Raw genomic sequence first — 18,525 nt, forward strand, 5'->3', positions numbered from 1 at the left:
GCCTAAGGGCGCTTTTTTCTCTCTATTGCTTTAGTCTTCTAAATCATCTTGCCATGGCATTTCAGGCAACATATCTAAATGTTCTTGGTAGCGTTTAAGGTTGAACTCACCACCACCTTTTGCCACGTCATAGACTTCGACCATCAGCGCACATGCAATGTACTCAATGGCTTCTTCCTGTGAAGAACCTGTCATACGCAGACGCATCAATGTTTCTTTCACTTTTTTAGGGTGATTGTCGTTGAGTTGGTTTTCAACGATCTCTAAAAGATGTTCGCTGGTGAGGATGTCGTCATCGTTCATGAATTTTCGCCTTGCGCTCGCGTTGTTATTAAGTTTTTACCGCTGTATGGTACGGCAAAAAGCGTACTTCTCGCCACCGAGACGACAAAATTTTTACTCCCTTGACTGAAACTGGCATTCGAGAGTTCGGTCGAAAGTGCTCGCTGGATGAGGTTCAAGGATAAAACTGGACCAAAAAAGCAACGAACGGTCAATGTGATGATTCTTTTCTTGGTTTGCTCATGCTTACCTGAGACAATTCAGCGGTAATTTTTATATCAGACGGCTTAATATGAAACTTTTAGTTCGCAACCTAGCGCGCACCATGACTGAGCATGAAATCCGTGTTCTTTTCTCCACACATGGTTCAGTGGGAGAGTGTACGCTTGTTCTAGACCAAGAAACGGGTCTATCGAAGGGATTTGCGTTTGTTGAAATGCCAAATGAAGATGAAGCAAAAGCAGCGATTGCTGGCCTAAATCTTAGCGATGTTGCCAAGAGCAAGATCCGCGTAAAGAAAGCTGATCGTTAATTCTGCTTTCTCTAAAACCTTAAAAGCCAGCCTTTCAACGGGCTGGCTTTTTTGCTTTAGACTTCTATGAACATTAAGTGCTTGTTAGTGGCTACGCTTCTTTGTTCATAGCGACAGCATTAATGCAGTAACGAAGTTTGGTGGGTTCAGGTCCATCAGGGAAGACATGACCAAGGTGCGCATCACACACGTTGCATGTCACTTCAACACGCGTCATTCCGTGCGAAATATCCATGGTATACGCCACTACATTTTCCTCGAGTGGTGCGGTGAATGACGGCCAACCTGTTCCAGAGTCGAATTTCTCTTGCGCATCAAACAGGCGAGTGGCGCAGCATGCGCAGGCATAAACGCCGGGCTGAAAAATACCGCACATCTCTGAGCTAAATGGACGCTCGGTGCCGTGCTTACGTGTGACATAAAATTGCTCTTCGCTTAGCTCGGCCTGCCATTCCACTTCTGTTTTCTCAACCCGACGTGGAGGGGTAGGGTTACCGTGTTTTGCTGTGGTTAATACAGACTCCCAGTTAAGCATAGTGTCACCTTCCTATCTATTTAATTGATAACCCACGTCGCGCATGAACACGCGTGGTGAATGAAAAGACCGACGTGCCACAACAAATATTTCATTATGAACAACGTGACCTCAGTGTGGGATGATTTGTACTAAGGTTGATCCATGGTTCGTTATCCCCATTTATTGCTCCAACAGTGCTTTAGTTTGTCAGTGTTACGCACATGGCTGGTTTTGCTGATCGTGTCTGCTGGTGGTTGTTCCACATCAAACTCTACGACAGATACGTTGTCGGATTTTTCTCAGATCAAAGATGATGAGGTTCTTCTTGTTGGTCGCGTTACCGTGCTCCCCGCAGTAGTGGGGGCGTCGTTAAAACAAGAGACTGACACCTTTATGCCATTTGACGGTGAACGGGTGCTGGTCTGGCTGGATACGAATGTGCCAGAAAATGACTCCCGTGGGAAAATGGCCGTGACCTCGAGCAGTGCGCTTGGTCTGTTGGCTGACTGGAACATTCCCTTTTATATAGCGATCCCAAAACAAACCCAGATGCTGACTGGACTTGAGCGTGCTCTTCGTGAGGGAGAATCGTTGCGTTATGTCAACTTGGTGCTGCCTGAGTGGTTTACTGTACTTGTGCGTGCCGACGATGTTGCCGTGTACATTGGCAATCTGCGTGTCTATGTTGATGAGTTCGACGAGATTGTTGCCGTAGAAGTTGTGGATGAATCTAAGTCAGCCCGCCAACGTATTCGTCAGCGCTTTGGTGAGCAGATTCGTTTCCGTGTGTCTTTACTGGCACCCTCTGACTATCTGCAATGATTTGATCACGACTGTTTGCTCTCAAGACTATTGCCATATCCATATGTATGTTCTTCAATGAGAAAAAGCCTGAACATCACGCTGGATCATTGGCTTTGCTCACTTAGGGTCTCTAAGGCTTCAACGCGACGGAAATCTTCGAGATCGAAGTGAGAATGCTTGAGTGTAGCGAGTGCCTGATCTTGCTCATCCTTCGATAGTGTGGCCTTTTGCAGTATTTCGCTGCGTTGGGCAAGATACTGTTGAAATGTTTGTTTAAAGGCGGCTTCTTGTGTCTCAAGAGCCTCAAGTCGTGATGCGGCTTCCTCCCCGACGAGGTCACGAATTCTCTCCGACTTCGTCTTGTCATCGAGTGATAGGGCGGTACTTAGTTGCCCAATCAGCGCGGCATTTTGGTAGCTCTCTTTCATGTCAGGGGTTAGTTGGTCGAGTTCTGACTGCCACTGTGCTTGGTAGCTGTCTTCATCCAGCCCTAGTAGTTCAATCTCCAATCGCTTTATCGCCATTTCTCGCGTCAGGTTTTGTTCATAGAATAGACGTTTTTGTTCTTCTTCACTGAAATGCTCTGATTGCATCGACAGGCTTTGATGATGGATATATTGCAAATAATCAATGCCAGAAAGTGATTGTGGCGGTGTGATAAGAGCCAGTGATTGACGATACGCCTGATATTTTTCAAACAGTATTTTTTGGCGTTCACCAAAGCTCATTGTGTCCGCAAAGTCGGTATAGGATTCATTAAGCTGTGCTAGGTTTTGTTCGCCCAACGTTGAAAGAAAATATTCAAACGTATCGCGATCTGATGAAATATCAACGTCTGTGCCTTGGTGTGAGCGCACTTGTGACTGTTCCTCGTTCTCATCTTTTGAGTAAACCGAAACAAACACGGCAAAGATGACGCCTGCCACAAGCAATAGAAGAATTTTGTAAGTTGTAAAGCTAATGCGCATGGCGTGCTCCTTGTCATCGTTGAATTAACGCTCAAGTACCGAGTCAATTTTCTTGCAAGGGGTGAGCGTTAATTTCTGGGCGTGTACCGATGTTCGGTATCGCTTTATTACAAACCTTGTCGTTTTAATCGATTAGCGTGTTGACGAAAAATCGTCACTGGATCGGTTTCAAACAAGTGGTGCAGTCCGAAAAACTGATTCACCTCATCCAGATGATTCATGCGGTAGTTACTGCGAATAACACGACCCAAGTGCGTTGCACAGCGACCGACAAGGCCATCGTTAGGTTCTGAAAAGAACAGCCCCGTCACAAACAGCGCTGGGTCGGTGATATCAAGAATGTTGGTGGCAGTGCTAGTGCCTGACCATGAGTAGTAGTAAACGCCATTGGCTTCACGGTAGCGACCCTCTCCGCATCGCGAAGTCGGAATGCCTTCGGGATATTTGGCATTGAACGCTCGTGAACCTTTGGTGGTTAAAGAGTGAAGGGAAGCAAGCGGGTCTTGAGGCAGATGGCTGCCACCAGACAGGGCACTAATTAAACCCGATAAAGCGCGAGCGGCACTGACCGCTAAGGCTTCCCCTGCAGAATTTGGAGCAAATGCTTTTCTCACCACATCGGCAAACTCAGAGCCTTTATTGACACCGCCAACACTGGCGACTGATGCCACATAATGGGGTGCTACAGAAGCCACATAGCGCGCTGTTGGGCTGCCATGACTGTGTCCGATGAGATTAACCTTTTGCGCACCAGTGACGGCGCGTATCCAACGAACTTGCTGTAATAGTTGCTCGCCGCGTGCTTCCGAACTGTTAGTCGCAGAGACTTGAGCAACAAAAACTTTAGCGCCACTGCGTGTTAATGCTTGAGGAATGGCGTGGAAGTAATCGACACCGAGGATCCGGTCAAACCCAAATAGGCCATGAACCAGCACAATGGGATATTTTGTTTGTGTGTAGCCTGTCGTGGAGGTGCCGCTGGTGCTTGATCCTGCAAAAACAGAAATAGACGTTGTTGCGAGTAGCAGTGACAGTATGAATCCTTTCACAATAATTACCTCTGGTCAGTCCTCTGATGTCGGTTACATATTAGCCACCTGTTAACTATGGTTTTTGTCTCATTAGTGAGATGTTTGTTAATTGTTAAATTTTATTGTGTGGAAACTAACGGAGAGAGCGGGTTGTCAGCAAGGAGCAGGCAAAAAAAAGAGCTGCGTGAGAACGGCAGCTCTTTAATGCAGGATAACCTGTTAGAAGCGAGGTTATCCGATGTGTTAAATCAATGATGGGATAGCTTATTGAACGCCGATACCAAACTTGATTTCATTGCTTGAATCGTCGGTCACTTCATCCAAGTAATGTTCTACTTGTTGTTCTACCAAGCGATCTGGCTCTTCAAAGTAAGCAATGTGGAAAATTGCATCTCCTTCGTTAACCAACGGCAACGTTTGCTGACCAATGATGATGCCACCTAGTGGAGCAATGGTCTGGATTTCTTCGCTTCCGCCTGGGCTGCTGATTGATGCTAACAGTTGGCCTTTACTGACACGCTGGCCTAGGGATACGTGTGAACGCAAAATACCGTCTGACTCTGCACGAAGCCAACGCGTAGCGCGAGCAATAACAGGTTCAACTTTCGACTTGCGTGCACTCTTACGGATCATGCCTAAGTGCTGCATTACGCGTTTCACACCGTTCACACCTGCAGTAATCGCATACGGTTCGAATCGAAGCGCTTCACCCGCTTCATAGGTGATTACAGGTATGCCAATTTTCTCGGCTTCAGAACGTAGAGAGCCTTCACGAAGTGCAGCATCGATAACAACAGGCGTACCGAATGCAATGGCCATTTCATTGGTTTCTTCGTTAGACAAGTTTGCACGAATTTGTGGCAAATTTGTACGATAGATAGCGGCAGTATGCAGATCCATAATATGGGTGCATCGGCGTACGATCTGTTCGAAGATCTGGTATGCCATGCGTCCTGCTATCGAGCCACGTTCTGAACCTGGGAAACAGCGGTTTAGGTCTCGGCGATCTGGAAGATAACGAGACTTGTGAATGAAGCCGAAAACATTGACGACTGGAATCGCAATAAGCGTGCCTTTCAGCGTCGCTGGGTTAATGCGTTCTAGCGTCTGACGGACAACTTCAACACCATTCAATTCGTCGCCATGAATGGCGGCGTTAATCATTAGAACAGGGCCGGGCTTCTTTCCATGAATAACTTCCGCTGTCACTGACAGCGGCGAGTGTGTATAAAGCTTGGCAACTTCAAATTCAACGCTTGCGCGTTCACCTGGCGGGATGGTTATCCCGCCAATTTCAAATGCGTTATTTTTATTATTGGCTTTTGACACGTGTCCTTGTCCTCGGAGAAGAGACTATTTTCTCTATATGTTCTATGACCAAACTTGCCACGTCTTTACCCGTTGCAGTTTCGATCCCTTCTAGACCTGGTGATGAGTTAACTTCCATCACTAGGGGGCCGCGCTCAGAGCGCAGTAAATCAACGCCTGCAACATGTAGGCCCATAGCCTTCGCAGCAGCAACCGCTGTTTTACGTTCTTCTGGTGTAATGCGAACAAGTGACGCACTACCACCACGGTGAAGGTTTGAACGGAATTCACCCGGCAGAGCTTGACGCTTCATCGCTGCGATGACTTTGTCACCGATAACGAAACAGCGAATATCAGCACCGCCAGCTTCCTTGATGTATTCCTGCACCATGATGTTAGCTTTCAGACCCATAAAGGCTTCGATTACACTCTCAGCAGCTTTACGCGTTTCAGCCAAAACCACACCAATACCTTGTGTGCCTTCCAACAGCTTGATAACAACGGGTGTGCCACCAACCATGCTCAGAAGGTCTTTAATATCACCTGGTTTGCTTGCAAAACCTGTGATGGGCATACCAATATTTTTACGAGACAGTAATTGAAGCGAACGAAGCTTGTCACGTGAGCGTGAGATAGCCACTGAATCGTTAACGGTGTAGATACCCAGCATTTCAAACTGACGTAATACGGCACAACCATAGAAGGTCACAGAAGCACCAATACGTGGAATAACAGCATCAAAACCTACCAGATCTTCACCCATAAGATGAATAGAAGGCTGTGTTGAGTTGATGTTCATATAACAGCGCAGTGCGTCAATGATTTTGTATTCGTGCCCACGTGCTTCACACGCTTCGATCAGGCGACGGGTCGAGTAAAGGTTTGCGTTGCGAGATAGAATTCCAATTTTCATAAACTTAACCTTGTGGCGCTTCAACGATGAATGATGCTTCTGAATCGACCAGTAGTCGGCCTTCCATAGCGGTTCGTCCCAGTAACATTCTAAATTGCATGTTATCGCGTGCTGTTAATGTCATCTCTATTGGGTAGCGCATTGTCCCAATAACTAATGTTGTTAGGATGACATAGCGGAAAGTCTCATGACCGCCCGAGTCGCGAACTGTTCGCATGTCGATGACTTTCGCGTGGCATTCTTGCTCTGTAACGCTGTCATCTTGAATTGGATGAACCCAAAACTTCACCCATTTTTCGTCATTTTTTTCGTATTCTTCAATACCAAAAGTGTGCAGGCACGATGTTCTAGCCCCGGTGTCCACTTTTGCTTTAATTGCAGAGATGTTTAGCTCTGGAAGGCCCACCCATTCACGCCAGCCGACAGTCGTCATTGCATTTGCTTTAGTTTGGTTTGATTCTTCGACCTGTGTTGGTCGAGCTGCGTTGTTGTCAGTCATCTCTGTCAATGCCCCGGATAGTGTATTTCGGTATGATGGAGTGAGCGCGCCAGTCGTTGACACTAACTCAAGTAAAACGATAGCTGCTCTGCGAATTTTTTCCGCTCACATTTATAAGAACCGATTGAATAATCAACACTATCGTTACAGCTCCGGCGGCACAATTATCGCATCCACATTGACAGCACCGCACTAAGGAGGGCGCAAGTTACAGCTTTGCATTGTGGTCGACAAGTCAATCTTTAACTCGTGACGATGAATTTATTTTATCGATGTTATGTGTGAGTTTAATGCGTAAAAAAGGGGGCGGTTTGAAAGGTATGACACTAGCGAGTTCGCGGTGTGCCTGATGCCTTGCTGAGGGAATGAGAAGTCGAGATTTTGTTTGCTGTAACAGAGTGATATATGAATTAAACGTGGCGATATTTTAGTGTTAAAACAGCGCCATCTGTTTAGTTTTATTCGTGTAAGAGTAGAGTAAATAGTGTGGCTGATATTTAGGCGTAGCTTGCTTAGCCAAAGCTTACTTAGGCATAGCTGATATGGCTGTATGCTGTCGCATTGCGCCATTCACAAAGAATATCGACTAACCCTTCTTCATTGTGGTGCTGACCAACTTGGCATTCAACGAAACCGTGCTTTTGCCAGAATGTACGAGCACCATGGTTAATTTTAAAAGTATAAAGCTTGAGATCGCCGAGGCTCGTATCCTTGATCAATTGCACGAGTAACGAACCAATCCCCATTCGTTGAGAACCTGGCGCGACGTAAAGTTGCGTAATAAATTCGCCGTCGGCGGCAATCATTCCCAAAACTCGGCCTGTTCTGCGTTCAATGCCGAGGTAAATACGATTGGTTGCGGCAAGAATTCTGTTCAAGTAGTAGCGATGAGCATCAAGGTCGTGCATTTCAGGAATACCTAAGGCTTTTTCTTTACTCAAGCGCCACATTTCAATCGTTTGTTCGGTATATCGTGGGTGGTAGTCAACAATCTCAATTCTTGGGTTCATAGGCTCTTCTGAATCAAACGTCTATTTTGCTGAATTTAGAGGGCTGGACTGAACTGCTGCAGTGCACGAGTATAAAAGGCGCTATTAGGGTCTTCTACGTAGTCAGCGAACGGGGAGCAGATTTCGAAACCAAAACGTTCATACAGTTTTCGCGCAGCGTCGAATTCTATTTCAGTGCCCGTCTCTAAACTTAGACGTGAGTATTGGCGCCTGCGTGACTCTTGAAGAATATGTGCGAGCAGGTTCGCAGCGACGCCTCGACGGAGAAAGTTTTCTGACGTCCGCATTGACTTAATCTCACCGTGTGTTGGGCTGAGCTTTTTCAGTGCGCCACAGCCCGCAAGCTGACCGTCAATCCATGCACTCCAAAGCGTTACGTCGGAGCTTTGTAATCCAGAGAGGTCAAGTGCATGAACGCTTTCTGCGGGGCTAATTTCATGCATACGTGTTAGGTGCTGCTGGAGGAGGGCTTGAATCTCTTTGCCGCTAAGATCGTCTATTCGTATTTCCATGATCATTTCCTCCTAAAACTAAATTCAATCAGCATTTAGCACTGTGTTTCGGCGCTGTTCAAGTTTGAAAACTTGGAAGATATGGAGCGATATTCGGAATAGGAGAGTGGTAAATACCCAATGCGTGTTGTATGAGTAACGTTATTCACTGAGTTGCACTTATTTTGTGGTGGATTGATTCAAACGAAATGGGAGGGGGGATGTATGTGTGTGAGTTTTATTTTCTGATGTAAGTCACACAATTAGTGTGTTTGAAAGCGCTTTTATTACCAATATTTGTTGCTTTGAACTCTTAATTAAATAGGAAGAGAAAGAGGAATAGAAAGAGAAATACGCCAATGGCGTATTTCTCACTGATGTAAAGAGGTCGACGATCCGAGTTTAAAGCGCGAATGGGTCACGCTTATTGCAGGTTAAAGAGGTCTTTGGATACGCGTACGCGCTGCTTTTTGTTTTATTTTTATCATTAACAAAAGGCTAATTATCACCACGCCAATGCCCATCCATTGATAGGGGCCAAGCACTTCTCCCACTAAGAGGATCCCTAAGCTGACCGCAGCAACGGGGTTTAACATGCTGATCATGGCCATGGAATCAGCGCCTATCTTCTTAATGGAGCGTGAGAATGCCCAGTAGGCAAACGAACTATTCAGTAAGCTAACCCAAAGTAGGCCTGGAAGTTCATGAAGAGTGATGGCTTTTGGCATGCCCTCAATGAGAAACGCGATAGGCACTAACAGCAGTCCCCCCAGCGTTAATTGCCACGCGGTCAGCCTGAAAATATCGGTGACGGGCCAGCTCTTTAACCACAACGAAGATCTCGCGACTAAAGCCGTAGCGCACAGCGCTGCTGCGGCGCCGATTGGATCGATGTCGGCACTGGGGTTAAGAATCAGCACAACACCGCCCAGCCCAATTATGGCGAGCAGTAACATTTTAAATTCGGGTCTTTTTCCTTCTACTAGCCATTGCATAAACATGAGTTGTAAAGGTAGTGTCGCGCCGAGTGTACCCGCCACTGACCCAGGGAGCTTGTAAGCAGCAATAAAAAGCAGGGGAAAGAAGGCGGCAATGTTAAACACACTGAGCAGCGTCATTTTTCCCCAAGGGAGAGGAGGTTTGCCGGGTTTTAGGAGCAACAAGAGCAAGCCTGCGGGTAACGCACGCCAAACGGCGACCCAAAATGGCGACAAATCCTGTAAGAAGAGGCTCACAGCGGCATAGGTGCTTCCCCAAAGTAAAGGGACGAGTGCCGCGAGTAAGTAGTTTGCCACATTGAGCTCCTATTTTTATTGTGAACCAAGGTTTTCTTATCAGAAAGTATCTTTCCTGAAAGATAAAGTATTCGCTTTTTAACTTTCATTCAAGTATCTTTTGAAAAAGATATTTCAAGTGATGGTATTAGAGATGGATCACGTAGAGACAATATTGGGGCAATGGAAGAAACAAAGGCCAGATTTAGACTGTTCACCTATGGGCGTTATTGGACGAGTTGGACGAGCAAGACAGCTGATGACGAACAAACTTGATGACGTCTATAAACGTTATGAGTTGAGCAGTATAGAGTTTGATATTCTTGCCTCACTAAGACGCTTAGGAGAGGCGGTGACGCCAACTGAGCTCTACCAAACCTTGATGCTCTCTTCTGGTGCTATGAGCACACGTGTTGACGGGTTGGTGAAACGCGGATTGGTTGAGCGACAAGCAAGTGAAATAGACCGAAGAAGTTGTCTCGTGACGCTGACAACGGAAGGGTTGGCATTAATCGATAAGGTGGTAGAAGCGCATGTTGCAAATGAACACCAGATGCTTCTCGCCTTAACGGAAGAGGAACAAGCGCAATTGGCGATGTTACTTAAAAAATGGCTTGTTGCGAACGAATAGCGTTAAAGCGGCTTTTTCTCACTATTAGTTGACGCAGTGATGAGCGTGCGCGACATACTGTATTGAATTGGCTAAGAAGGAGATTGCATGGAATTCATGCCTATCAGTGAGCTTGTGAAGATGGATCTACATTGGCTGCGTGGTGAAGATAATCGCTTTAAATCTGTGTTGAGAAGCCTAAAACAAGGTGAGGGGATTAACGAAGCCATCCAGTTGATTCGATGTGCCTGTGGTAAAACGTATATCCTGCAAGATGGTGGTCATCGTATCTCTGCCGCCTTTAAAATATTTAAAGAAACTGGCAACGACTTGCGCATCCCGGTATCAATTTTCCAATCAGATATCCCCTAACTTCCCTCGCTCATCCCACGATCAGAGAAAGTCGAGGTAACGCCATGATTAAGCGATTTTCTTATGAAGGGGTGCTGAGGGAATGCGTAGAGCGGTGATTAACTGCTAGAGTAAACTAATAAGGAAAATAAACTATTTAACAGTACGATATACGTATTTTGGGTGGACTGAATGATTCGTCTTATCTATGCAAGCGCAGCGACTTGCGATTTCTCAGAATCAAAATTGATGCAATTGTTGGGTAAGGCAAGATCAAACAATGAAACTGCCAATGTGAGCGGGCTTCTACTCTATGCAAAGGGAAATTTCTTCCAAGTATTGGAAGGTGAGAAATCGGCTGTCGAGGTGCTATTTAGCAGGATACAGCAAGACGAACGTCATACGAGTGTTGTGGTGCTTGATCGGAGTGAAATCACTCACCGAAACTTTCCGAATTGGTCAATGGGTTTCAAAAACCTCGAGCAGTTTGATAAAACTCAGTTGCGTGGTTACAACGACTTTCTTGAACGACAGTTAACAGCAGAAGACTTTGGTGAAATAGGCCCTGATGTCATCTATCTTATCGAACAATTCAAACGCATTTGGTAGTTACGTGGAGAGTACATACARGTAATTGACCGTTTCTCCTTTAAGGTGATGGCCAATTTTTTGGCAACCAAAGCCAGTAGACATTAGAACTTCCCATCAAAATACTCGACAAGAAAATCAATCAAGGCACGCACCGGCCTTGAAAGATGTTTGCGTGAGGCATAAAGCAGATAGATGGTCAGGGTATTCAACTCCCATTCCGGTAATACCACTTCCAATTCACCTTTATCAATCATCTCTTCGACCAGATAGGTGGGTTGCATTGAAATCCCCATGCCTGCCAGTGAACCGTGAAGCAGCACCGTGGCTTCGTTCCCCGTGATATGACAAGTCACGTCTATGCTGCATTTATTGTGGCCTTGGGTGAGATGCCATTCATGTCGGCCAAAGTTTTTGTAGCCCAGACATTCATGTTCCCTGAGGTCTTCAGGTACTTTAATCGGTGGCTTCGATTTTAGGTAGGCAGGTGATGCAACCAATGTTGATTCACATGGGGCGAGTGGGCGGCCAATCAGTGAGGGATCTGGGTTACTGGCTGTGCGTATGGCAAGGTCGACGCGCTCAGCGACCAGATCGACAGCTCTGTCCTGAGCATCAATGTCGATGATCACTCCCGGATGACATTCCCGAAATTCGTGTAACGCGGGCATGAGTTGGGAAAAACCAAAAGACATACTGGTACTGATGCGAATGAATCCACTCAGGGATTCACCCGGCATCAGGCTTTCTTCTAAATGTAATGCTTGTTCAACCCATCGCTGCATATCTGGCAGTACCTGCTTACCCATATTGGTGAGTGATACCTTGCGGGTGGTGCGGTTCAAAAGCCTTGCCCCAAGCCAGTTTTCCATCGCTTCGACATAGCGTGTCACCATAGGGCGAGACATTGCCAGCCTGTCAGCGGTAGCAGTGAAACTTTCGGTTTGGGCGACATCTAGCAATACTCTTGCGGCAGTTAACTTATCCATAAGTTCAGTCTTTATTGGAGTGATTTAAGAAACAATGATGCAAAGAATAGGCGCTATTTCCGAGCATATCCAATCGTTATGCTTCTTCCCAAGCCCAAATAAAGAGGAAGTAAAACAATGAAAACAGCAATCGCATTCGCGCTATCTTTTGCTCTCGTCACTCCAGTGATGGCACAGAGTACACCACTGACATTTGACGTTTACTACGGTGACGACAATAGCTTTAACGTGACTTCTACTGTCGTTTCAGGCGAAAAAGAAGTGATGGTAATCGACACTGGCTTTACTCGTGCAGACGCCCTGCAGATTGCCGCCAAGGTGTTGGATTCCGGTAAAGAGCTGAACACCATTTATATCAGTCAGGCAGACCCGGATTATTACTTCGGTGCTTCGCAATTGCTGGAAATTTTCCCCCACGTGAATGTGGTGACGACCCAAGCGGTAAGGGATGAGATCGTGAAAAAACTGGAAACTAAAATCAGTTTCTGGGGCCCGAAAATGGGAGCTAATGCCCCTCAACAACCACGTGTGCCGGATGTATTCAAAGGCAAGGAGCTGAAAATTGATGACACAGTTATCCAACTCAAGGGTACTGACGGTGTGCTGGCGCATCGACCTTACCTCTGGATTCCTTCAGAAAAAGCGATTCTGGGTAATGTCGGTATCGTAGAAGGGATGCACGTTTGGATGGCAGACACTCAAACTGAAGAAGAAGTGACAGCCTGGCTAGAGCAACTCCATGAAATGCAGTCACTGAAATCTGAACTGGTGATCCCTGGACATATGAAAACTAAGGGCAAGCTGGATCCTTCAACCATCGAATACACGGCAACTTGGATTGAACGCTTTGCTGATGCAAAAGCCAAGAGCAAGGACAGCAAAGGCGTGATAGATACCATGGTCGGTTTTTACCCAGAATTAGGGGCGACCTTCACGCTTGAGCTCGGCGCACAGGTGCACGAAGGTGAGGTTCAGTGGTAATGAGCGAATCAGGCAGTTTGCCTATCTAGGGTGAACTGCCACCGCCATGGTGGGTGGCTCGGGTTCCTTAGAGTTCATTGTGTAATCGCATTGTCTTTGTTGTGTTGTTCACTCGTTCCTATGTTACGTAGCCGCTAATTTTTTCTTGTCATCATTCATCAATAAAACCAACAGAGTATAAGAGACTATTTGCATTTCTCATGGTTGATTCATTTCTAACCAGAGCGCCTGCATTAGAATTCTGTTAAGTGTCTAAATGCGAGGTTTGTTTTCGTATGGGTGGGCAGATTTTGGAATATTCCTAATGATATCAGTCAACTGAATTTCAATTGGCATATGTTGTTTTATTTGTAGTTCAAGAACTAGAAACTCAGAAAAGGGTCAGCGCGAGCGCAGAGTCAGTGGTTAGACATGATGATGCTTACTCGGTTGCGATAGTGAATACTTCGAAGAGTTGAGGAAATGGATCGTGCTTTATGTTGATGGTTTAATTACAGCGTTGCCGGTGACGAATAAAGAAATCTACCGACGATTAGTGACGTCAGTGATCCCTCTAATGAGAACCTATGGCGCATTGAATGTGGTGCATTGTGCGGATGAAAGTGTGGCTCAATCGCGCTCGAATCATCGATTAGCAGCCTCGGTCGTGTTGTTTTCTTGGATTGTATGGCCGTCGCGTGAGGTTCGTGATCAGGGTATGGAAAAAATGCTTTCCGATCCGCGTTTTGATGATGTCATGAATCCGGCGTCTTTCGACGGAGAGAGGATCGATCTTGATGACTCGCTATTTCCACAGTTGCATTAACAGCCCGCCTCAATCCCTTCGTCTTACCGAAAAACCTCGGCGTATATGAATTGAGGCTCGTTGAACAATATATTTGGAGTGCACGAGGCATGGATGTCATCCCCTAAGGACTAGGCTCCACAAAGCTAACCAAAGCTAACCAAAGCTAACCAAAGCTAACCAAAGCTAATCAAAGCAAAGCTAACCAAAACAAATCCACTTTCTGAGACCTGATTCGCACCCTTTTCTCCTGTTATCCAAGGAACGTTTTATATTGCCTGTTATTTCGACGGGGAGTGTTGTTATTCTGTTCGTTTGTTGGCGCGTTGATAAGGAATATTGCGATGAGTGATTACATTGTGAAAAAAGACAAGATTGAATCAATGGAAGGGATCACTAAAACCCATTTTTTGAATCCCAACGCAGTGAGAACGAATAAATCACTGGGTGATCTCGTTGGCTTAACGGGTATTGGATTTCATATTGTTGAAATCGAACCAACCTATGAATCTACGCAATATCATGTTCACTACTTTGAAGACGAATGCGTCTATGTACTATCGGGCAGCGCGGAAGTGACCATTGGAGAGGAAGCATTTCCTGTCGCAGAAGGCGACTTTATTGGCTATCCCGCTGGTGGCCTACCTCATACCATGGTGAATACGGGCGATACCACGTTGCGTTGTATCGTGGTTGGGCAGCGCCTCGCCCATGATGAGGCGGATTATCCACGACTCAATAAGCGAATTTTTCGCAACCAAGGAAGACCTTGGCAAGTGGTAGATATTGATACGATTGATTTTCCAAATGCAGGAAAGAAATAAGTGTCGCATTCTTATGGTGAAATTGCGCTGGTAACAGGTGCAAGCAGGGGTATTGGTGCAGCGACTGCAAGACAGCTCGCTGCACAAGGATATGTGGTGTGTGTTAACTATCAAGCAAGAAAAGATGCGGCGCTTGCTGTGGTTCAATCGATTGATGATGCTGGTGGGCGAGCTTTCGCCGTTCAAGCTGATATCTCTCAGGAAGAGGAAGTGCTCCAGCTTTTTGCCAGTATCGATGATGTCGGTTTACCTCTCACTCGTTTGGTGAACAATGCCGGTATTTTGTTTAAACAAAGCAAATTGGTGGATATGACCGCCGAGCGTATTAATCGTGTTTTGCTCGCTAATGTGACTGGCTCCTTGTTGTGTGCGAGAGAAGCTGTGAAGCGTATGGCGCGTTCTAATGGGGGTAAAGGGGGATCTATCGTGAATGTCTCTTCAGGGGCTTCTCGGTTAGGTTCTCCTAATGAGTATGTTGATTATGCTGCGAGCAAAGGCGCAGTGGATACGTTCACCATTGGTTTATCCAAAGAAGTGGCTGGAGAAGGTATTCGAGTGAATGGTGTCCGCCCGGGGCTAATTCATACGGATATTCATGCTGATGGTGGAGAGCCGAACCGCATTGATCGTCTTCAGGACAAAATCCCTATGCAGCGCGGTGGTCGTCCGGATGAAGTGGCTGCCTCAATTTGCTTTCTTTTGTCTGACGCGTCGTCGTTTACCACGGGGAGTATCATTGACGTTTCGGGGGGGATTTAATAGGGCTCTACATACCGGGCCTTCTCGGTGGCTTTGTGTGATCGGGATTGGCTCGAATGTCAGGGTGTTTGATTACATACCTTGCTTCAAAAAATGTGATTTAGGATAAACAACTTTCCCTATTTGTGAAATAATGCTGAACATCATAAATGGCTGATAAGTATGATGTTGTTTCTTGTTCGACCTTCCAAAATTTCCCTTGTTGTATGTTTATTCATATTGAATGCGCCAACAGCACTTTCTGCGGAGTATTTGACCCGTTCAACGGTTGGATTCAGCACCGACAAATATGATCATCAGCAGGTGAACATCAGTGAACCAATTTGCCGAGACAAACTTCGAACACTGTTATTGCAGCAGCAAATCGTATTCAGTGATAGTCGACAACCCTTGGAAGAAAGACGGCTTGCTGAAGAGAGTATTGATGTTGCACGCGCAGTGTTTACTGAAAATCAGAGCTATTGTGATGCCAGCATGGCTTTGACGCGTTTCCTCGAAAATGAAGAACTGGAAAAGGCACAAATACCTAAAACTGGTCAGATACAGAGCCTAGATACACGTCGGTAGAGGATATTATCGAGTGTTCAAACCTAGCGTTAACTGCAACGAAGTGTCATTCAAGGAGACAAGTCGAGGTTAACTTTGCGAGTAGGAGTTGCGTGTTTCTTGCGATAAGCCAATGGGCTTAGCCCATTGATCCTGCGGAACTGTCGGCTGAAGTTGGCAAGGTTATGAAAGCCAACTGTTTGGCTAATGTCTGCAATGGTGTCATTGGTGTCACTTAATAAGATACAGGCACGCTGGATCCTCACGCGATTGACGAAGTCGGTGAATCGGTGTCCCGATGACTGGTGAAAAAATCGAGAGAAATAAGATTCTGACATGCCTAATTTGTCGGCGAGTGTTTTTAATCGAAGAGGGTGTTGATAGTTTTGCATGACATAATCAACTACCTCGTTAATTCGACTTTGCAAGGTACCCGCATCTTTTACTTCCGAAGCGGGCATGTTTGATAGTAAGCGTGTGTTGCTTCGGCTGAGATAGTTAATAAAGGAGAGAAAATTAATTAGTCGCGTTACGCCTTGGCTTTCTTTCACTTTCATGAAGTATTCCACTGCAGTGTCAAAAGGCACATTCAAAAACTCGATTCCCATTTTTGCTTGTTCTAAGAGTGGACCAAACTGGACCAATTCTGGGAATGACTTTGCTGCTGTGTAAAACAAGTCCGGCTTGAACAATATCACCATGTCACGGAGTTCGTGAGTTTCTCCTGGTGTTAATTGACTTTCCCAGTTATGGGGCAGCCATGGGCCAACCAGTGTGAGTTGACCGGGTGAAAAGGGACCAAGATGGTTTCCGATCATGGCTTTCCCATTGGTTTTTACGATGAGATGTAATTCATATTGTTCGTGGACATGCCAGTGGATGCTGTGATGAGGAACACCATGCTCCTTGTAAAACACCGACTTGTCTTCAATCTGAATAAACTCCCAAACTGGATCTTTCTCAGCTGACATCAGGGGTTTCCTCTCTAACACGTTTCTTGTCGATTGGTTGGTAGCAATGCTTGGTACAATTGGCCAAAGTGTGCATGTTTCTTTAAATAAACACTGTGCCTGTTTCTATTCGGCTGAAACACTCTCTCAACGCTAGGGGCTGTGCAAATCGCTTCAATATCTTGCTGAGTATGGCCCAGTATGGCGAGCCTCGCTGCCCCCATAGCGGGGCCTGTTTCCGAGCCTTGGTACTTATGAATCGATACGTTCAACACATCCGCAAGAATTTGAAGCCAGAACGCACTTTTTGTACCACCACCAATAGCACCTAGCGCAGTCAATGGGTGATCGTTTTGGTTAAGCGCTTCTATGCAATCTCGGAAGCTGAAAGCGATACCTTCCAAAATAGCCACAGCCATGTCATAGCGTTGCGTGTGGGCTGTTAGCCCATCGAAAGCGCCCGTTGCAAAAGGATTGTTGTGTGGAGTGCGCTCCCCCGTGAGATAGGGCAGAAAATATACGGTTTGATGAATGTCGTAATGTGACTCTGCTTCTTCAAGTAGCGTAGCAATGGGGGTTGATGTGATTGACGCGAACCAGTTCAGCGGACTGGCACCATTGAGTAAGCACGCCATATGACACCATCGGTTCGGCAACGCATGCGCAAACGCATGGATGTATGCATCTGGGTTTGCGGTGTATTGCTCCTTAGCAACAAATATCTGCCCAGACGTCCCTAGTGATAGGAAGGCGTCCCCTTCGTTGATCGCGCCAATACCTATGCCGCCAGCAGACGCATCGCCTGCTCCCCCTACCACGAAGACATCTTGGGAAAGTCCCCATTCTATTGCAACATGGGCGAGCAGCGCTCCGGTGTTTTCATTGCCTTCTGCTAGCGAGGGCATTTGCGAACGATTAAGGTGACATGCACCAAGTATGTCGTCATCCCAATTTCGTTTTGCTTCATCAAGCCACAATGTACCCGCCGCGTCGCTGATATCGGTAAAGTAAGTGCCTGTGAGCTGCAAGCGAACGTAGTCTTTCGGTAGAAGCACTTTGTGGATACGTCGGAACAACTCGGGTTCGTTGTCGTGTAGCCACAGCAATTTGGGTGCAGTGAATCCCGGCATAGCGGGTACGCCGGCGACATGCCCGATATTGGGACATATTCGGTTAAGCGTTTGGCTTTGTTCAAAGGCTCGCCCATCGTTCCATAGAATAGCGGGGCGTAGCGGTGTTCCGTTCTCATCTAAACATACGGCACCGTGCATCTGTCCTGATAGTCCGATCGCCGCGATATCTTGCCATACCGTTGTGTTCTTTGATTTAAGCGCATGGATTGATGAGCAAGTTGCACGCCACCAAATGTCAGGATTTTGTTCGTTCCATAACGGTTTTGGTGAGTCGATACCGTAGGTTTCTGAATGACTATCAAGGACATTGCCAAGCGAGTCAACGAGAAGAACCTTGACGGCAGAAGTGCCAATATCAATACCTAGGTATGCTGTCATTTG

At 46.3% G+C, this 18,525-nt stretch carries 23 protein-coding genes; 10 read left to right on the plus strand and 13 right to left on the minus strand.

Annotated features, from left to right (window positions below; genetic code table 11):
* Positions 1-30 precede the first annotated feature (30 nt).
* Positions 31-303: a hypothetical protein gene (locus L4D06_RS13055; protein WP_028023959.1), complete on the minus strand. Its 273-nt coding sequence runs from the start codon at positions 301-303 to the stop codon at positions 31-33.
* Between the two features lie 271 nt (positions 304-574).
* Between L4D06_RS13055 and L4D06_RS13060 the strand changes: the two genes are divergently transcribed.
* Complete coding sequence (locus L4D06_RS13060; RefSeq protein WP_274164864.1) at positions 575-814, plus strand: RNA recognition motif domain-containing protein; 240 nt, start codon at positions 575-577, stop codon at positions 812-814.
* Positions 815-905: 91 nt separating this feature from the next.
* Here L4D06_RS13060 and msrB read toward each other — a convergent pair whose 3' ends face one another.
* A complete protein-coding gene (gene msrB, locus L4D06_RS13065) occupies positions 906-1,349 on the minus strand; it encodes a peptide-methionine (R)-S-oxide reductase MsrB (RefSeq protein WP_429739839.1) in 444 nt (147 codons plus the stop codon).
* A gap of 144 nt (positions 1,350-1,493) precedes the next feature.
* On the opposite strand from msrB, the gene L4D06_RS13070 reads away from it, so the two are divergent.
* Positions 1,494-2,153 (plus strand): hypothetical protein, encoded by a 660-nt coding sequence (locus tag L4D06_RS13070; RefSeq protein ID WP_274164862.1) that lies wholly within the window; start codon positions 1,494-1,496, stop codon positions 2,151-2,153.
* Positions 2,154-2,239: 86 nt separating this feature from the next.
* Here L4D06_RS13070 and L4D06_RS13075 read toward each other — a convergent pair whose 3' ends face one another.
* The 8 genes from L4D06_RS13075 to L4D06_RS13110 form a co-directional block, all read right to left on the minus strand.
* Positions 2,240-3,103 (minus strand): lipase secretion chaperone, encoded by an 864-nt coding sequence (locus tag L4D06_RS13075; protein ID WP_274164861.1) that lies wholly within the window; start codon positions 3,101-3,103, stop codon positions 2,240-2,242.
* A gap of 107 nt (positions 3,104-3,210) precedes the next feature.
* On the minus strand, positions 3,211-4,152 hold the full coding sequence (locus L4D06_RS13080; protein ID WP_420791221.1) for a lipase family alpha/beta hydrolase: 942 nt from the start codon (positions 4,150-4,152) through the stop codon (positions 3,211-3,213).
* A 246-nt stretch (positions 4,153-4,398) separates the two neighbouring features.
* Complete coding sequence (locus L4D06_RS13085) at positions 4,399-5,463, minus strand: succinylglutamate desuccinylase/aspartoacylase family protein (RefSeq protein ID WP_274164860.1); 1,065 nt, start codon at positions 5,461-5,463, stop codon at positions 4,399-4,401.
* Complete coding sequence (rimK, locus tag L4D06_RS13090; protein WP_028023965.1) at positions 5,447-6,355, minus strand: 30S ribosomal protein S6--L-glutamate ligase; 909 nt, start codon at positions 6,353-6,355, stop codon at positions 5,447-5,449. The genes L4D06_RS13085 and rimK overlap by 17 nt, the downstream gene beginning before the upstream one ends.
* Before the next feature lie 4 nt (positions 6,356-6,359).
* Positions 6,360-6,788, minus strand: coding sequence for an ATP-dependent zinc protease family protein (locus L4D06_RS13095; RefSeq protein ID WP_337992916.1), 429 nt, complete (start codon positions 6,786-6,788; stop codon positions 6,360-6,362).
* Between the two features lie 593 nt (positions 6,789-7,381).
* Complete coding sequence (locus tag L4D06_RS13100; protein ID WP_429739841.1) at positions 7,382-7,864, minus strand: GNAT family N-acetyltransferase; 483 nt, start codon at positions 7,862-7,864, stop codon at positions 7,382-7,384.
* A gap of 35 nt (positions 7,865-7,899) precedes the next feature.
* Entirely contained in the window at positions 7,900-8,376 is a 477-nt protein-coding gene (locus L4D06_RS13105; RefSeq protein WP_274164857.1) for a GNAT family N-acetyltransferase, read from the minus strand.
* Positions 8,377-8,789: 413 nt separating this feature from the next.
* The gene (locus tag L4D06_RS13110; protein ID WP_274164856.1) at positions 8,790-9,650 is read right to left on the minus strand and encodes a DMT family transporter; all 861 of its coding nucleotides are present in this window, start codon (positions 9,648-9,650) and stop codon (positions 8,790-8,792) included.
* Positions 9,651-9,783: 133 nt separating this feature from the next.
* Between L4D06_RS13110 and L4D06_RS13115 the strand changes: the two genes are divergently transcribed.
* The 3 genes from L4D06_RS13115 (at position 9,784) to L4D06_RS13125 (ending at position 11,199) form a co-directional block, all read left to right on the plus strand.
* The gene (locus L4D06_RS13115) at positions 9,784-10,260 is read left to right on the plus strand and encodes a MarR family winged helix-turn-helix transcriptional regulator (RefSeq protein ID WP_429739844.1); all 477 of its coding nucleotides are present in this window, start codon (positions 9,784-9,786) and stop codon (positions 10,258-10,260) included.
* 87 nt (positions 10,261-10,347) lie between these two features.
* Positions 10,348-10,611 carry a ParB N-terminal domain-containing protein gene (locus L4D06_RS13120; RefSeq protein WP_274164855.1) on the plus strand — a complete coding sequence of 88 codons (264 nt, stop codon included), beginning with the start codon at positions 10,348-10,350 and terminating at the stop codon, positions 10,609-10,611.
* 171 nt (positions 10,612-10,782) lie between these two features.
* Positions 10,783-11,199: a BLUF domain-containing protein gene (locus L4D06_RS13125; protein WP_274164854.1), complete on the plus strand. Its 417-nt coding sequence runs from the start codon at positions 10,783-10,785 to the stop codon at positions 11,197-11,199.
* Between the two features lie 83 nt (positions 11,200-11,282).
* Here L4D06_RS13125 and L4D06_RS13130 read toward each other — a convergent pair whose 3' ends face one another.
* Positions 11,283-12,167, minus strand: a complete 885-nt coding sequence (locus L4D06_RS13130) for a LysR family transcriptional regulator (RefSeq protein WP_429739846.1) — start codon at positions 12,165-12,167, stop codon at positions 11,283-11,285.
* 117 nt (positions 12,168-12,284) lie between these two features.
* On the opposite strand from L4D06_RS13130, the gene L4D06_RS13135 reads away from it, so the two are divergent.
* From L4D06_RS13135 to L4D06_RS13155, 5 genes are all read left to right on the plus strand, one after another.
* The gene (locus L4D06_RS13135) at positions 12,285-13,148 is read left to right on the plus strand and encodes an MBL fold metallo-hydrolase (protein WP_429739848.1); all 864 of its coding nucleotides are present in this window, start codon (positions 12,285-12,287) and stop codon (positions 13,146-13,148) included.
* Between the two features lie 469 nt (positions 13,149-13,617).
* The gene (locus tag L4D06_RS13140; protein ID WP_274164851.1) at positions 13,618-13,953 is read left to right on the plus strand and encodes a DUF1428 domain-containing protein; all 336 of its coding nucleotides are present in this window, start codon (positions 13,618-13,620) and stop codon (positions 13,951-13,953) included.
* Positions 13,954-14,276: 323 nt separating this feature from the next.
* Positions 14,277-14,756, plus strand: coding sequence for a cupin domain-containing protein (locus tag L4D06_RS13145; RefSeq protein WP_274164850.1), 480 nt, complete (start codon positions 14,277-14,279; stop codon positions 14,754-14,756).
* Positions 14,757-15,515 carry an SDR family oxidoreductase gene (locus tag L4D06_RS13150; protein WP_429739849.1) on the plus strand — a complete coding sequence of 253 codons (759 nt, stop codon included), beginning with the start codon at positions 14,757-14,759 and terminating at the stop codon, positions 15,513-15,515.
* A 162-nt stretch (positions 15,516-15,677) separates the two neighbouring features.
* Positions 15,678-16,082, plus strand: a complete 405-nt coding sequence (locus L4D06_RS13155; RefSeq protein WP_429739850.1) for a hypothetical protein — start codon at positions 15,678-15,680, stop codon at positions 16,080-16,082.
* 50 nt (positions 16,083-16,132) lie between these two features.
* Here L4D06_RS13155 and L4D06_RS13160 read toward each other — a convergent pair whose 3' ends face one another.
* The gene (locus L4D06_RS13160; protein ID WP_429739852.1) at positions 16,133-17,032 is read right to left on the minus strand and encodes a helix-turn-helix domain-containing protein; all 900 of its coding nucleotides are present in this window, start codon (positions 17,030-17,032) and stop codon (positions 16,133-16,135) included.
* Between the two features lie 14 nt (positions 17,033-17,046).
* Positions 17,047-18,522, minus strand: a complete 1,476-nt coding sequence (xylB, locus tag L4D06_RS13165; protein ID WP_429739853.1) for a xylulokinase — start codon at positions 18,520-18,522, stop codon at positions 17,047-17,049.
* Positions 18,523-18,525: the final 3 nt, after the last annotated feature.

This window comes from Enterovibrio makurazakiensis (assembly GCF_050336585.1).
GTDB classification, from domain to species: domain Bacteria; phylum Pseudomonadota; class Gammaproteobacteria; order Enterobacterales; family Vibrionaceae; genus Enterovibrio; species Enterovibrio gelatinilyticus.